Origin of the sequence: Dactylosporangium sp. NPDC050688 (assembly GCF_040654515.1) — a bacterium.
In the GTDB taxonomy this organism is placed as follows: Bacteria; Actinomycetota; Actinomycetes; order Mycobacteriales; family Micromonosporaceae; genus Dactylosporangium.
On sequence record NZ_JBFAIC010000021.1, the window covers coordinates 1 to 12,110 of the forward strand.

The 12,110-nt window shown below is 70.0% G+C and carries 14 protein-coding genes and 2 pseudogenes; 10 read left to right on the forward strand and 6 right to left on the reverse strand.

The window, feature by feature from the left end:
• From AB0H83_RS21225 to AB0H83_RS21240, 4 genes are all read left to right on the forward strand, one after another.
• Positions 1 to 242, forward strand: a 242-nt coding sequence (locus AB0H83_RS21225) for a hypothetical protein (protein WP_360096386.1), incomplete at its 5' end; no start/stop codon positions are given.
• A 37-nt stretch (positions 243 to 279) separates the two neighbouring features.
• A complete protein-coding gene (locus AB0H83_RS21230) occupies positions 280 to 1,317 on the forward strand; it encodes an ATP-binding protein (RefSeq protein ID WP_360096389.1) in 1,038 nt (345 codons plus the stop codon).
• A complete protein-coding gene (locus AB0H83_RS21235) occupies positions 1,314 to 1,949 on the forward strand; it encodes a response regulator transcription factor (RefSeq protein ID WP_360096392.1) in 636 nt (211 codons plus the stop codon). The genes AB0H83_RS21230 and AB0H83_RS21235 overlap by 4 nt, the downstream gene beginning before the upstream one ends.
• On the forward strand, positions 1,949 to 2,653 hold the full coding sequence (locus tag AB0H83_RS21240) for a maleylpyruvate isomerase family mycothiol-dependent enzyme (protein WP_360096395.1): 705 nt from the start codon (positions 1,949 to 1,951) through the stop codon (positions 2,651 to 2,653). Before AB0H83_RS21235 ends, AB0H83_RS21240 begins: the two co-directional genes overlap by 1 nt.
• 360 nt (positions 2,654 to 3,013) lie before the next feature.
• On the opposite strand, the gene AB0H83_RS21245 is transcribed toward AB0H83_RS21240, so the two are convergent.
• Both AB0H83_RS21245 and AB0H83_RS21250 read right to left on the reverse strand, forming a co-directional pair.
• Positions 3,014 to 3,250, reverse strand: coding sequence for a hypothetical protein (locus tag AB0H83_RS21245; protein ID WP_360096398.1), 237 nt, complete (start codon positions 3,248 to 3,250; stop codon positions 3,014 to 3,016).
• A gap of 381 nt (positions 3,251 to 3,631) precedes the next feature.
• Positions 3,632 to 4,081, reverse strand: a complete 450-nt coding sequence (locus AB0H83_RS21250; protein WP_360096401.1) for an SgcJ/EcaC family oxidoreductase — start codon at positions 4,079 to 4,081, stop codon at positions 3,632 to 3,634.
• 69 nt (positions 4,082 to 4,150) lie between these two features.
• On the opposite strand from AB0H83_RS21250, the gene AB0H83_RS21255 reads away from it, so the two are divergent.
• Positions 4,151 to 4,612 carry a MarR family transcriptional regulator gene (locus AB0H83_RS21255; RefSeq protein ID WP_360096404.1) on the forward strand — a complete coding sequence of 154 codons (462 nt, stop codon included), beginning with the start codon at positions 4,151 to 4,153 and terminating at the stop codon, positions 4,610 to 4,612.
• Between the two features lie 57 nt (positions 4,613 to 4,669).
• On the opposite strand, the pseudogene AB0H83_RS21260 reads toward AB0H83_RS21255, so the two are convergent.
• A pseudogene (locus AB0H83_RS21260) lies at positions 4,670 to 4,999 on the reverse strand (thiopeptide-type bacteriocin biosynthesis protein); the annotation flags it as partial.
• 489 nt (positions 5,000 to 5,488) lie between these two features.
• On the opposite strand from AB0H83_RS21260, the gene AB0H83_RS21265 reads away from it, so the two are divergent.
• Both AB0H83_RS21265 and AB0H83_RS21270 read left to right on the forward strand, forming a co-directional pair.
• Entirely contained in the window at positions 5,489 to 5,665 is a 177-nt protein-coding gene (locus AB0H83_RS21265; protein ID WP_360096407.1) for a hypothetical protein, read from the forward strand.
• Positions 5,662 to 6,036: a hypothetical protein gene (locus AB0H83_RS21270; protein ID WP_360096410.1), complete on the forward strand. Its 375-nt coding sequence runs from the start codon at positions 5,662 to 5,664 to the stop codon at positions 6,034 to 6,036. Before AB0H83_RS21265 ends, AB0H83_RS21270 begins: the two co-directional genes overlap by 4 nt.
• A 714-nt stretch (positions 6,037 to 6,750) precedes the next feature.
• On the opposite strand, the gene AB0H83_RS21275 is transcribed toward AB0H83_RS21270, so the two are convergent.
• Both AB0H83_RS21275 and AB0H83_RS21280 read right to left on the reverse strand, forming a co-directional pair.
• The gene (locus tag AB0H83_RS21275; protein ID WP_360096413.1) at positions 6,751 to 6,993 is read right to left on the reverse strand and encodes a hypothetical protein; all 243 of its coding nucleotides are present in this window, start codon (positions 6,991 to 6,993) and stop codon (positions 6,751 to 6,753) included.
• Between the two features lie 158 nt (positions 6,994 to 7,151).
• Positions 7,152 to 7,556 carry an excalibur calcium-binding domain-containing protein gene (locus AB0H83_RS21280; protein ID WP_360096416.1) on the reverse strand — a complete coding sequence of 135 codons (405 nt, stop codon included), beginning with the start codon at positions 7,554 to 7,556 and terminating at the stop codon, positions 7,152 to 7,154.
• A gap of 686 nt (positions 7,557 to 8,242) precedes the next feature.
• Here AB0H83_RS21280 and AB0H83_RS21285 point away from each other — a divergent pair.
• The gene (locus tag AB0H83_RS21285) at positions 8,243 to 9,544 is read left to right on the forward strand and encodes an ankyrin repeat domain-containing protein (protein WP_360096419.1); all 1,302 of its coding nucleotides are present in this window, start codon (positions 8,243 to 8,245) and stop codon (positions 9,542 to 9,544) included.
• A gap of 372 nt (positions 9,545 to 9,916) precedes the next feature.
• Here AB0H83_RS21285 and AB0H83_RS21290 read toward each other — a convergent pair whose 3' ends face one another.
• A complete protein-coding gene (locus AB0H83_RS21290; RefSeq protein WP_360096422.1) occupies positions 9,917 to 10,876 on the reverse strand; it encodes a hypothetical protein in 960 nt (319 codons plus the stop codon).
• Between the two features lie 492 nt (positions 10,877 to 11,368).
• Between AB0H83_RS21290 and AB0H83_RS21295 the strand changes: the two are divergent.
• Positions 11,369 to 11,788, forward strand: a pseudogene (locus tag AB0H83_RS21295) (DDE-type integrase/transposase/recombinase); the annotation flags it as partial.
• Positions 11,789 to 11,848: 60 nt separating this feature from the next.
• Complete coding sequence (locus AB0H83_RS21300; protein WP_360096425.1) at positions 11,849 to 12,082, forward strand: hypothetical protein; 234 nt, start codon at positions 11,849 to 11,851, stop codon at positions 12,080 to 12,082.
• The last annotated feature ends 28 nt before the right edge of the window (positions 12,083 to 12,110 follow it).

Here is a 12,110-nt window from a genome sequence, read left to right on the forward strand (position 1 = left end):
TGGCGGCGATCATCACGGGCGGCGTGTTCGACCCGGTCGTCACCGACGAGACGGTGCTGCTGCGGTTCCGGCCAGGGGTACGCCAGCAGCTGCGCCCGATGATCGCCTCCGCCGCCACTCGCACGAGCGTTTTCACCGTCATTCGCACGAAATTCCTCCGTCCCCGCGCTGTCCCAGCCTGCGAGATGCTTGCCCTACGGAAAGCATGTATGGTTCCGGACGGGTCGGGCAACACGCGGTAGAGACTCCGGCAAGGCGTGCTGCAAGGGGACGGCGATCGTGGACGAAACATCAACTTTCACACCGGCATCAATCCTCAAGGAGCGGCGAGGCGAAGTCCACGACAGGGTCCACGCCGAGCTGCGCCTGTCCAACCCGGCACTGCTGGACAACGACGAGCGCCGGCGGCAGGTCACCCACCAGGTCGACGGTGTCCTTGACGACGTCGAACGGTGCCTGTCCGGCCCGCGCGGCACGCCCGAGCGGTGTCAGAGCACCACCGGTGCGCGCCGCAGGAGCCACGGGCTCCTCCCGGCGGAGTCCCTGCGGATCGACGGCATCCTGTTCGAGGCGGCCCTGGTCGTGCTCACCCGCGACGAGCCGGACCCGGCCCGGGTCGCAGCCATCGCCACGTGCCTCAACGATGCCATCATGCAGCGGGCGAGCCGCGCCACCGGCGCCTACGTCACGGCCCTGGTCGAGCACAACTGGCTCTCCCAGCGCGCGGAGCGCCGCCGGCTGGCCCGCGAGATGCACGACCGGGCGGCACACAGCGCCGGCGTGGCGCTGCAGAGCCTGGAGCTGCACGAACTGTTCAGCGTGCACGACACCGAGCGGGCCGCGGCCCACCTCGTCACCGCGCGGCAGAGCATGCTCGAAGCGGTCGAGACGATCCGCGCCATCGCCACCGAGGTGCGCGACGCCCTCGCGGGCCGGGACCTGGGCGAGGCACTGACCGCCTACCTCGACAAGTTCGCCGGGCCACGGATCAAGACCGTCGTGCACGTCGCCGGTGACATGTCCGCGCTGAGCCCCGCCGTCGCCGAGGAGCTCTACCTGATCGTGCGAGAGGCGGTGTACAACACCATCCTGCACGCCGACGCCACCCGCCTCGAGGTACGCATCGAGGTCGACGACGCCGCGGTCCTCGCGGAGGTGCTCGACGACGGCGCCGGCTTCGACCCCGCGAACGCCATGGGCATCGGCATCATGTCGATGCGCGAGCGGCTCGAGGCGCTCGGCGGGCGCCTGGAGCTGACCCGACGCCCGAACGGCGGCGCCGGCGTCCGCGCCGTCGTGCCGCTGCCCGCGCGATGACCGGCGCCGAGCTCACCATCGTCCTGGTCGACGACCACGTCCTGTTCCGCGAGGGACTGCGGCAGCTGCTGACCTACGACACCGGATGGACGGTCGTCGGCGAGGGCGCCGACGGCGCGGAGGCCCTGCGGCTGGTCCGGGAGCACGACCCGGACGTCGTCCTGCTCGACGTCGAGATGCCCGGCCAGCCGGCGGTCCGCACCGTCGAGCAGCTGCGCCAGGCCGCGCCGCGCACCCGCATCGTCGTGCTCACCATGCACGACGACCCCCACCTCGTGCAGGAGCTGCTGAGCCGCGGCGCGTCGGCGTTCCTCACCAAGACCGTCGGACGCGACCAGCTCCTCCCCGCGGTCAGGGCCGTCGCACACGACTCCGACACGGTGCTCGTCTCGGTGCAACGCTCCACCTTCGTCCAGATCGGCCGGGACGAGCCGGTCCCGAGCCCGCTGTCACCGCGCGAGCGCGAGGTGCTGCGGCTGCTCGCCCAGGCCTGTTCCAACGCCCGGATCGCCGAGCTGCTGTTCATCACCGAGGGCACCGTGAAGCGACACCTCACGAACATCTACGCGAAGCTCAACGCAGTCTCGCGCGTCGACGCGATTCTCAAGGCCAACTCGGCCAGGATCCTCTGATGGCACACCCTCCCACGCAGCTGCTCCCCGCGCTGGCCACCAGCATCCAGACGTTCCGCCACACCACGGACGCACTGGAGGACGGCGACGAGCGGCACCCTTCACTGCTGCCCGGCTGGAGCCGCGCGCACGTCCTGACCCACGTCGCCCGCTCCGCCGACTCCCGCAGCGGCCTGCTGCTCGCCGCCCGCGACGGCGAGGTCGGCCTGCAGTACGCGAGCGAGGAGCAGCGCGCCCGCGACATCGACTCGGGCGCGACCCGGCCGCTGCGGGCACTGCGCGACGACGTCGAGACCGCCCTCGACCGCCTCCTCACGGCCGTCGCCGAACACCCCGCCGACCGGTGGGACGCACCGGGCGAGTGGCTCGGCGTCGGCACCCGGCCGGTCCACCGCGTGGTGCCGAGCATGCGGCGGGAGCTGGAGTACCACCACGTCGACCTTGCCGCCGGCTACACCCCCGTCGACTGGCCGGACGTCTTCGTCGCCGAGCAGCTGGCGTCGGTGACGGGCAAGTTCGGCTCGCGGGGCGTGGCGCTGGTGGTGCAGCTGCCGGATCGTGTGCTGCGCATCGGTGACGGCGGCCAACTGCGGGTGACCGGCGACCCGGCGGCCGTGCTCGCCTGGCTGACCGGCCGCTCGGACGGCGCCGCGCTGCGCACCGACCCGCCGGGGCCGTTGCCGGACCTGCCGCCACTCGCCTGAGAACCGCGCCGGCGAGGAGCACGTTGCCGGCGGCGTCATGACCGGTGACCTTGGCGATGACCCGTCGGAGCGGGTCGGGCTGGTCCTCGACCCACACGTAGTCCGCACCGGCCGGCACCGACACCCACTGGTAGAACCGGCGGTTCGACTGCGCCTGGATCTCGGCCCGGCCGGTGTTGGCGATTGAGCACAGACGCACCAGTGTCGTGCGCTTGTCCACGCTGCTCCAGCTGGGTGCGGCCGCTCCGACGCGCGGCCGGGCGTCGGTACGCTGCGTCGTGAGATCGGCGAAGGAGTCGGCCAACTCGCGCACCCAGTTCGGGATCGGGATCCACCCGAACAAGTTCGGTGAGAAGTCCTTCATCGACAGGTAGGGCACCCCGTCGGCGGTACGCGACACCAGTTGCCGCCGTCGGGCTTGTGCAGCACCACGGGCAGCGCATCCTTCGGTAGCCCGCGGGTCGCGTCCGGGTCGTCGAACAGGATCGTGACCGGTGACGACAGCGAGGTGCCCTCGAAGGTGACATCGACGCCCTTGCCGCCAACGACAACGAACGAGTTGTCGGCAACGTCGGACCGAAGGCCGTGCACCACCATCCTGCCCGGAGGGAAACCGCCTCATGCTGCGTTGGCTGAAGACCGTCGTGGTGGCGGAAGAACCGGCGCACCCACAACAGGACCCGGACGGGCCGACCGGCGACCGGTGCGTCCATCAACGTCCGGCGATACCGCGAATGCACCCGAGACGACGCCACCGCGCACGCCTGACAACGGGCCTGATGACCTCGAACCCGAGCTGTGATGATCAGTTCGGAGCCAGCGTCCACGACCGCATCGATCTCGATACCGTTCAGATGAGGGAGTAGCTGTCCGACGGCATCGCGCACCGCGATAACGATCTATTACTCGGTGCCCATCACACAGTTCGCGCCAGAACCCCGTTCTCACTGACGAAGCCACCTGCCCAACGTGCGCAGGTCATTCGGCTGTTCGAGTCATCAGGCGTCCCATGAGGGTTTTGGCCCACGGGTGGTACCGCGTGTTCTGGAATGCTGCCACCAGCCACCTGTCTCCGTCGTGACGCAGGACCGTCGTGTTCGTGGAAAGGCGCTTTCTTGACGGAATCTTCCGGCCTTTTTGCCAACGCATGATGATGCCGGCGCGTTGCACCACGATCGCTGTCTCGGGATCGGTGAATCTGATGGTGCGCTCGATGACGGCGAGGCGGGAGCCTCGCATGATGCCGGCGAACAGCGGTCGATGGCCTGCGGCGATCTCCTCCCGGCCGGTCAGGACGGTGCCGTCGAACGCTACGTAGGTCGCCTCAGCCGTGTGCAGCCGGGCGTACCCGTCGGCATCACCCGCCTGCCAGCACCCCTCCAGGTCAGTGAGCGTGGCCAAGACGCGACCGTGAGCCGTGGTCGTCATCGCATCCTCCTGGTTTACTTAGATTCGGTGTAGTAATTACTATGCCGAATCTAAGTAACGGTGGGTGAAGTGTCAACTGGTCAGGACGCAGGACGTAACCTGGGCCGCGACCTCAGCGGGGCGGTCGTGCTGTTCCATCAAGCCGTAGCGGCACGCCTGGGGCTGTCGGCGGGGGACCTCAAGACACTCGATCTGATCGCGACCGAGGGTCCGTTCAGCGCCGGCGAGCTGGCCCGGCGCACCGGGCTGACCGCTGCAGGCATCACCAGCGTCGTCGCGCGGCTCTCGGCCGGCGGCTTCGTCCTACGCGAGACCGATGCGAATGATCGGCGGCGAGCGATCATACGTGCGGCGGATGTCGAACGCCCGGAGCTGACCGACGCGTTCGCGGGACTCGGTCAGGCGCTCGGCAGCGTCATCGCCGAGTACGACACGGCTGAACAGGCGGCAATCGTGAGCTACCTGCATCGCGTGATCGCAGTGTTGCGCGACCAGACGATCCGGCTCGGACCCGACGGTTCCTCCGGCTGAGCGCGGCGCTGTGCGACCCGCCCGGCCAGCGTCCTCGACGGCCGCCGTCCCGAAACCGGTGGTTGCAGCCTGCCGGTCGCCGGTCAGCCGGTGCAACACGGCGCGGGAGTCCGCGGCGAACACGGCCTCGGCCGCGGCGAGCGTGGCTGCGGTGCCGTGGCGTGTCTCGGGCCGGTAGGTGTGCAGGCTGTAGTCGCGCAGGATGCCGCCGTTGTGCAGGTACGCTGCCCAGCGGGCGAGCGCGTCGACGGTGTCGGCGAACTGGTCCGGGCCGGTGATCGGCAGTCGCAGGCGCAGGTGTGGTTGCGGGTTCGGGTACCGCAGGAACCACCAGCCGACCGGCAGATGCTCGGCTGGCCGCCGGGCCAGGTCGAGGAGGATGTCGTCGTCCGCGCCGCCGGAGTTCCGCAGGAGTTGATGGCTCCTAGGCTACGAATCATTGGTCTGAGCTGGGAGAAAAGGTCAGGGGCAGCGTCAGCAGGCGAGTCACTAGGCCGCCGCGTTTCCGCAGTTCACGGGGGGTGGAGCTGATTCCCCGTAGCTCGCCATGTGATCGACACGCATCGTTTCCTGGGTGTGGCGCCAGCATAGGGGTACACGAGGCGCCCGCCTTGGAACGACACGCACACGTACCGTTATGTCGTGGTTTGCGATGCGCCTTCGGCGCCTTTGGTGCGGCGACCTAGTGGCACGTACGCGGGCTCTGACCTGCGGAAGCGTGTCCCGCCGTCATCGCTCACCTCGCAACTCGGCCAGCTTCGGCTTGATGACGTGCAGGTACTCCCAGCGCTCAATGGCGCGGGCATCGGCCGAAGAGGTGGTCGACGCTGGCGCTACGACGTGACCGCCACCCCTGCTGAAGGTATCGTCGTACACATGGCCGACCAGCAGCCCGACACCCGCGGCGACGTCGTCGACGAGCGCGGTGTCCTGATCACCGCCGAGGGTCGCGCCCGCATGCGCCAGAAGATGGACGAGATCCGCAACCGCTGGACACCGGAGCAGCGCGAGGAACGCCGCCAAGCACTCCTCGCCCGCCTCGACGCCGCGTGACCGCAGCCGCGGTCTTCGACACGTCCGCCGTCGTTGCGTACACGCGCGCCTCCGAGCACGTCGGTGAGCTGCTGCAGGAGATCAGCGACGAGGACGGGTTCGTGCTCGTCCCCGCTGTGTGCCTGATCGAGGCACGCACCGCCGGTGAGGACGACGGCAGGCTGCGGCTGCTCGCCGCGCACCGCAGGGTGAAGGTCCTCGGCGTCGAACCCGGCGACTGGATGCGGCTCGCCGCCGGGGTGGCACTGCTCGGGACGCTGGGGCGGGCGTGCGCCGCGCTGGCTGCGCTCCAGGAGGCCGCCTGGTATGTGGCGACGTGCGACCCGGCCGTGTACGGCGATGGGATCGACACGGTCCCGATCGAGGACTGAACCATCAGCTCTCTGCGTTGAGAGTTCCCGCCGCCAGGCCCGCTCCTCATGCCGCCGCTGCGGCTTCCGCGACCGTGGCCCACAGCAGCAGGCACACCCGTGTTCCATCAGCACGCCTTGCAGAGCATCTACGCCGCGGCGCTACCCGTCCCGCCCGTCCGCCCAGACGTGCTCCGTGATCCCGTCAGCGTGCCGCTCGAGGTACTCGGCGAGCGGGGTCCAGCCGGCTGGCACCAGCCACGGACCGGATTGACCCGGCCGTCGACCTGCGGCGGGGTCAGCTTCCAACGGGTTGCATCGGCGGGCCGGTCATCTTCAACGTTCACGGGTCGCCTTCTGGCACTCTCTGACGGACACCTCAACGCGGGACGTCGGCGACTGCGGCAGGGCGAGGGTCACGCCCGTTCCCCCGCCGCTGCTCCGACTGCGGCGAGGAACTCTTCGATCGTGTCCGGTGGCAGGTAACCGTCGTACGGCCGACACCGATCGCGACCCAACCGTCCGGTGCCGCCTCGACGGTGATCGTCTCCCGCTGCTCGCCGAGCGGCCGGCCACCCTCAGGTTCGACCGGATGCTCCCACAGCTCGCCCGTGCCGCCGTTGTCGCAGCTCACCGCCGCCGCAGGCGCCGACCGGCGTGCAGTCCCGGCGCAGCTTCCTCGGCGAGGAAGCTGCGATGCCCGTCGAGGAAGACGCGGCACTCCCGCCGCCCTTCCTACCGCACGCGCCGGTTTCTCCGCCGCCGCCAGTAGTTGCCAGAGCAGCCACGGCAGCCGCAGTAGATGTTCGCGCGGCCGATGTAGCGCAGGTGGCAGCAGCCACGAAACCAGCCCTCAGCGACGTGGCGGTCGAGGGTGCAGACGCCGCCCTCATGGTTGTGGTCCTCAACGAACAGGCGGTGGTTGAACGGGTCGCGCTCCTGAACGAGCGGCGGCCGGTGCACGTCGGTGCGAGGCACGGTGACTCCCCGGGCGCCCCACGCGTCTGGCGCGGGGCTATCGACTGCAGCGCACCGAGATCACCGCTTCCGTCAAGAACTGTCAGCTCTCATTGTCGCAGGTGGGAGCGTTGCAGGCATCGGCCGGCAGGACGCGTCACCTCTCGCAGGCAACCCCGTCACCTCTCGCAGGCAACCCCGTCACCGTCGCGGTCCAGGCCTGACCGGTAGCCCGGCTGGCCGCGGTACAGCGGCGCCTTTCCGGCTGCCTTCACTGCGTCGCAGTTCTTGTAGTAGACCGCCGCCGGTGCCGTCGTCTTTGGCGCCGCCGGCTTCGTGGTCTTCACCGCGGGGGGCGTCTTCGGCGCCGGCGTACCAGCCCCGGGCGCGGCGACGTCGCTCGGCACGGCAGCGGACGATGACGGACTCGGGGACGGGCTCGGCGAGTCACTCGGCGACGGGCTGGGCGACTGGCTCGGTGACGCGGCGAGCTGCCCGGCGGTGCTCGACGGTTCCGGGTCGGCCCCGCACGCGGCGAGTGCGAACACGACAGCGGCGGCGGCGATGAGGCGGGCTGATGTCATCCGGCGATCGTCGCGCCGTCATCTCCGCCGTGCGATCGGGTGCCCGGGTCGTGACCGGCGTCGATCGTCGGACGGTGCTGGCCGGGCGGCGTGGACTTTCGCACCATCCGGCAGACTCCCGCCGTTGCCCGGCCCGCCGGTGTCGACGCTGGTACATGTCGGGTACGGCGCGGCGGCGAGGTGGCCCAACCGGACCACCGCCTCCGCAGCACGGCAGCCGCCGCGCCGGCACGACACAGCCCGGCCACCGAAGCGACCGGGCCAGGGTTCGCAGCGTTCACCCGATCGGGTACGTCGGGCACAACCGCTGGTGCACCACGTCCAGGATCTTTGCCGACGGCTGTGCGTGCCGGTCGCGGCCGATCGCCGATCGCCGATCGCCGATCGCCGATCGCCGGGCGTCGAGGGTCGAGGGTCGAGGGTCGAGGGTCGAGGGTCGAGGGTCGAGGGTCGAGGCGACCCTCGACGGGACCAATTCTCGCGAAAAAGCAACAGGCTCGCAGTGAACGCAGATCAACCGCGTTGCACGTTCCGTCCAGTGCGGACCTGGGGTGTTCCGCACGGGAGTCTGATGGGACCGCGCCCGTGTTCGCCCTCTGTCGGCCAGCGGCCTCGGCCGTCGCACGGTTGGGCAGCTCATCGCGGGGCTGCTGCCTGCGGTTGCGGCCGGGGGGTACGGTGCGGGCGTGGATTTCAGCCCCGCCCTGGCCGAGGCGATCGCCGCGCGTGACGCTGCCGCGCTGGCCGACCTGTTCGCCGCCGGCGCCGACCCGGCCTCGGCCGACGAGGACGAGGACGACCCCTTCCTGCTGGTCGCGGCGAGCACCGGCGACGTCGAGCTCGTGCGGGCGTTCCTCGACGCCGGGCTGCCGGTCGACACCGAGGACCGCTACGGCACCACCGCGCTGATCGCCGCGGCACTGGACGGGCACCTGCCGCTCGCGGAGTTCCTGCTCACCCGTGGCGCCGACCCGGACCGGGCCCAGTTCGGCAACAGCGAGAGCGGCACCGCGCTCACCTGGGCCATCGGCCGGCCCGACGCCGCCGCATGGGTGGAGGCGTTGCTCGCCGCCGGCGCCGACCCGAACCTGCCCCGCCTGGACGGCTGGACCCCCCTGATGCTGGCCGCCTCATCCGGCCCCGAGGCACTCGTGCGCCGGCTGCTCGACGCCGGCGCCGATGTGCTTGCCGACGCCCACGACGGCGAGCTCAACGCGCTCAGTGCAGCCCGGTACCACAACCGTGAGGAGATCGTCCGACTCCTGCTGGAGCGCGGCGCGATGGACCCGGTCGAGCCGGGTGCGAGGCAGTTGCCGGCCGCTCTGGCCGAACTGGAGCAGTGGCGGGCTGCGCACCCGCCCGGTCCTCCGTCCGAGCCGGCGCCCGGCGACGCCGAGGTTGACGCGGCCGCCGAACGGCTGGCCAGCGTCGTGGACGACATCGTCGCCTGGTTCGCCGAGCACGCCCCGCCCGCAGGGAGCTGGATCGAGGCGGCCCGCGGCGGCGCCGACGCGGCCGGGATCGCCGCTGCCGAGGCCGCGCTCGGGGTCCGCCTGCCCGCCAGCGTCCGGGCCTACCTCCGGCTCTTCGGCGCCACCGCCGGGATCGGCATCGCCGAATACGAAGGGCTGTCGCTGGACCGCGCGCTGGACCACTGGCGGATGCTGGAGGAGTTGCGCGCGGAGGGCACCTTCGCCACCTGGCCGCCGCGGGAGACGACGCCCGGCAACGGCTTCGTGCAGTTCACCTGGTGGCACCCCGGCTGGCTGCCGTTCGCCATGGACAGCGCCGGCAACCTCTTCTGCATCGATCTCGCCCCGGCCGAACGCGGCACGATCGGCCAGGTCATCTCCTGGGAGAAGCACGCCGGCCCGACCGGCCCGATCCGGCCCACCATCGAGGACTACCTGTGCCGCTACCTCGACCGGATGCGCAAGGGCGAATACGATTTCAACCCGGCCACCGGATTCGCGTACGGCGGCGAATGACCAGCCGCTGACCGGCCATCGGCGAGCGCAGCGCGCAACAGTAGCCACACCGTGGTCGTCCGGCCCCGGAAGAGGCCGAGTCACCGCCCGGACGCCCCGGCGTTCCCCGTCCGGCCCGATCATCGGGTGGTCCCGCCGCAGGATATCGAGATCAATCCGATCCCGGGCACCGCTCGGACCACTGGCAAATCGACCATGAGCGTCGAGCTGCGCCGACGGCAACCCCGGCCCGCGCTGTCTCCGCTCGTCACAGCTGGTGACCAACATTCCGCATTGGCTCGCACCCTGATCTGGCCGATAGGCGTGCGAGTTGGCAGTTCTTTGGCTGGGCCGGTTTCGCCGGGCATCTCCGGAGTCGGTCGGCTCGGCCGGCTACAGCCAGATCTGCTCCCAGTGGCGGTCGCCCCAACCGTCCTGGTTCACGAGGTAACCGCGGAAGATCTCGGCGACTTCCTCAAGCGTGTCGACTTCGCATCGGAAGTGAAGATCCGGGCTGCCCTCGCGCCGTTCGACCCAGAACACTCCGGCCGGGATCTCGAATCGACCCCCGACTGCCGCCTGCAGGTAGTTCTCGCCGCCCATGTCGACGATCAGATAATCGAGCCCGTTACTGAGCCGGCGGACCTGCGACTCGACATCGAGGGCCGACGGTTGCGCGATCGGGCGGCCGTGCGATCGCTCCAGCGTCAGCCTCGGTACGCCCAACCGGAAGCCGGCCAGCGGGACCCGGTAAAGATCGGGCATCTCCTCCAGCGGCGTACCCTCGATGACGAACCCGCACAACGCCGCCAGCGCGTCCTCACCGAGATCCAGAGGATGAAACGGCAACGGATAGGGCTCGTCATCGTCGTCATCGTCGTCATCGTCGACCGGATGCCGTCCAGCCCAGTAGGCCTGCTCGAACGGCATCCGGTCACCGCGATCCTCGACGATGCCGTCATCAGGGCTCAGGCACAGCGCTCGTTCGAGCGTTCCGTCTGCACTCCAGACCGCGAAGCCGAGAAAGTCCGAGACGCTATGCATCGAGTGCAGGATCACGCGCCGGCCCGCCCCCTCGGCCAGCCAACCCGGCCGTAGATCACCAGGCCTTATCTCGCCCAGCTCGGCTGCGCAAATGACGGTGAGACCCCGGAACACTCCGGCGTACAGCAGGCCGGTCGTCGGGTTGATGTTCCGCCCCAGGTTGCCGTCCTCGACCGCAACCACATCGAGCCCGGGAAACAGCCGCGCCACCAGCGCCTCGGCCGCCGCACGATCCAGTTCGACCGCATCGTGCAGCGTCTGACCCACATCGCCTTCGGCGTATAGCAGCAGCGCTGTCTTGGCACCCACGCCCGGACACGCTACGGCAACGGCGCCGCACCCAATGCCTCCGCCGGCCCGACGGGCAACTCGGACTGGCCGCCCTCGGCAGATCACCTCCGTAAATCACGATGACAGCGGTCTTCGGGCCGGAAGGTAGGGGCGTACCAAGATCTGGTGCGCGCTCATGCCGTTGCGACACGATGTCACATCTTGCGAGTGGACTCGCTGATTGGAGGCCGACGTGATGTCGGTGGTGTAGTTCCGGGCGCGTGCTCACTGCCTGGCCCCACCTTGGCGTGCGTCGCTGGTAACGGCGGGGTGCGGAGCCCGAGGGAAAGCTGAGGACTTCCGTTCCATCCGGGAGTTACGGGCGAGGGGCAGACCGGACGGGTGAATCGCGTGAACCTTCGTTGATGCCTCGTGAAGCGCAGCTCCGTGATGGGTTGTTGCAGCGGAGTGTAGGGACGGGCCGTTGTGATACGGCAGGCGCCGGTCGGGCACGGCATCGGGGTCTAGCGGTACGTGTACCGGGCCGTCGACGAGTACGGGCAGGTCATCGACGTGCTGGTCTCGGCCCGTCGGGACGCCAAAGCCGCCCGTCGGTTCTTCCGCCGGGCGCTGTCGGTGTTGAAGGTGACCCCCAGTGTGGTGGTCACCGACGCCGCTGCGGTCTACCCCGCCGTCCTCGACGAGTTGGTCTCGTCCGCGTGGCATCACGTCGAGCGGTACGCCAACAATCCGATCGAGGCTGATCACAGCCGGCTGAAACACCGATTGAGACCGATGCGCGGCCTACGAACGGACCAGACAGCGCAGGTGATCATCGCCGGGCACGCGTTCATGCAGAACCTCCGCCGCGGCCACTACGAACTCGCCGTCGAAGCCCCGCCCGCGCTGCGGGTCGCCGCAGCGTTCGCCGAACTCGTCCACGCGATCTGACCGCGGACCCGACACGGGTTCAACGCGTCCGCCGATCCCACAACGCAACGGCGCCGGCTGATGAGTTTCGAGGTCCTGCTGGAGCGCGACGAGCTGCGCCCCGTCCACGCGGGTGAGGTGCTCCCGGTGGACGTGGCCCAGCTCGCTGAGCTTCGGCCGTCCTACCGGTTCCTCACCTGGATCCAGTCGACCCGCGGCGTGACGGTCAGTCAGGACCTGCTCGGCGACGACCGGCCGGCCGAGCTCGACGCGTTCCACCAGGGCGAGACGGCCTGGCTCGTCGGCACGGGATAGCGGTCAGCGCCGCGAGCCGGCCCTCCCG

Excerpts from the sequence above, each read along its gene's own strand:
- AB0H83_RS21235 (WP_360096392.1), top strand. The coding sequence starts at position 1,314 with ATGACCGGCGCCGAGCTCACCATCGTCCTGGTCGACGACCACGTCCTG.
- AB0H83_RS21240 (WP_360096395.1), top strand. The coding sequence starts at position 1,949 with ATGGCACACCCTCCCACGCAGCTGCTCCCCGCGCTGGCCACCAGCATC.
- AB0H83_RS21245 (WP_360096398.1), bottom strand. The coding sequence starts at position 3,250 with ATGGTGGTGCACGGCCTTCGGTCCGACGTTGCCGACAACTCGTTCGTT.
- AB0H83_RS21250 (WP_360096401.1), bottom strand. The coding sequence starts at position 4,081 with ATGACGACCACGGCTCACGGTCGCGTCTTGGCCACGCTCACTGACCTG.
- AB0H83_RS21265 (WP_360096407.1), top strand. The coding sequence starts at position 5,489 with ATGGCCGACCAGCAGCCCGACACCCGCGGCGACGTCGTCGACGAGCGC.
- AB0H83_RS21280 (WP_360096416.1), bottom strand. The coding sequence starts at position 7,556 with ATGACATCAGCCCGCCTCATCGCCGCCGCCGCTGTCGTGTTCGCACTC.
- AB0H83_RS21300 (WP_360096425.1), top strand. The coding sequence starts at position 11,849 with ATGAGTTTCGAGGTCCTGCTGGAGCGCGACGAGCTGCGCCCCGTCCAC.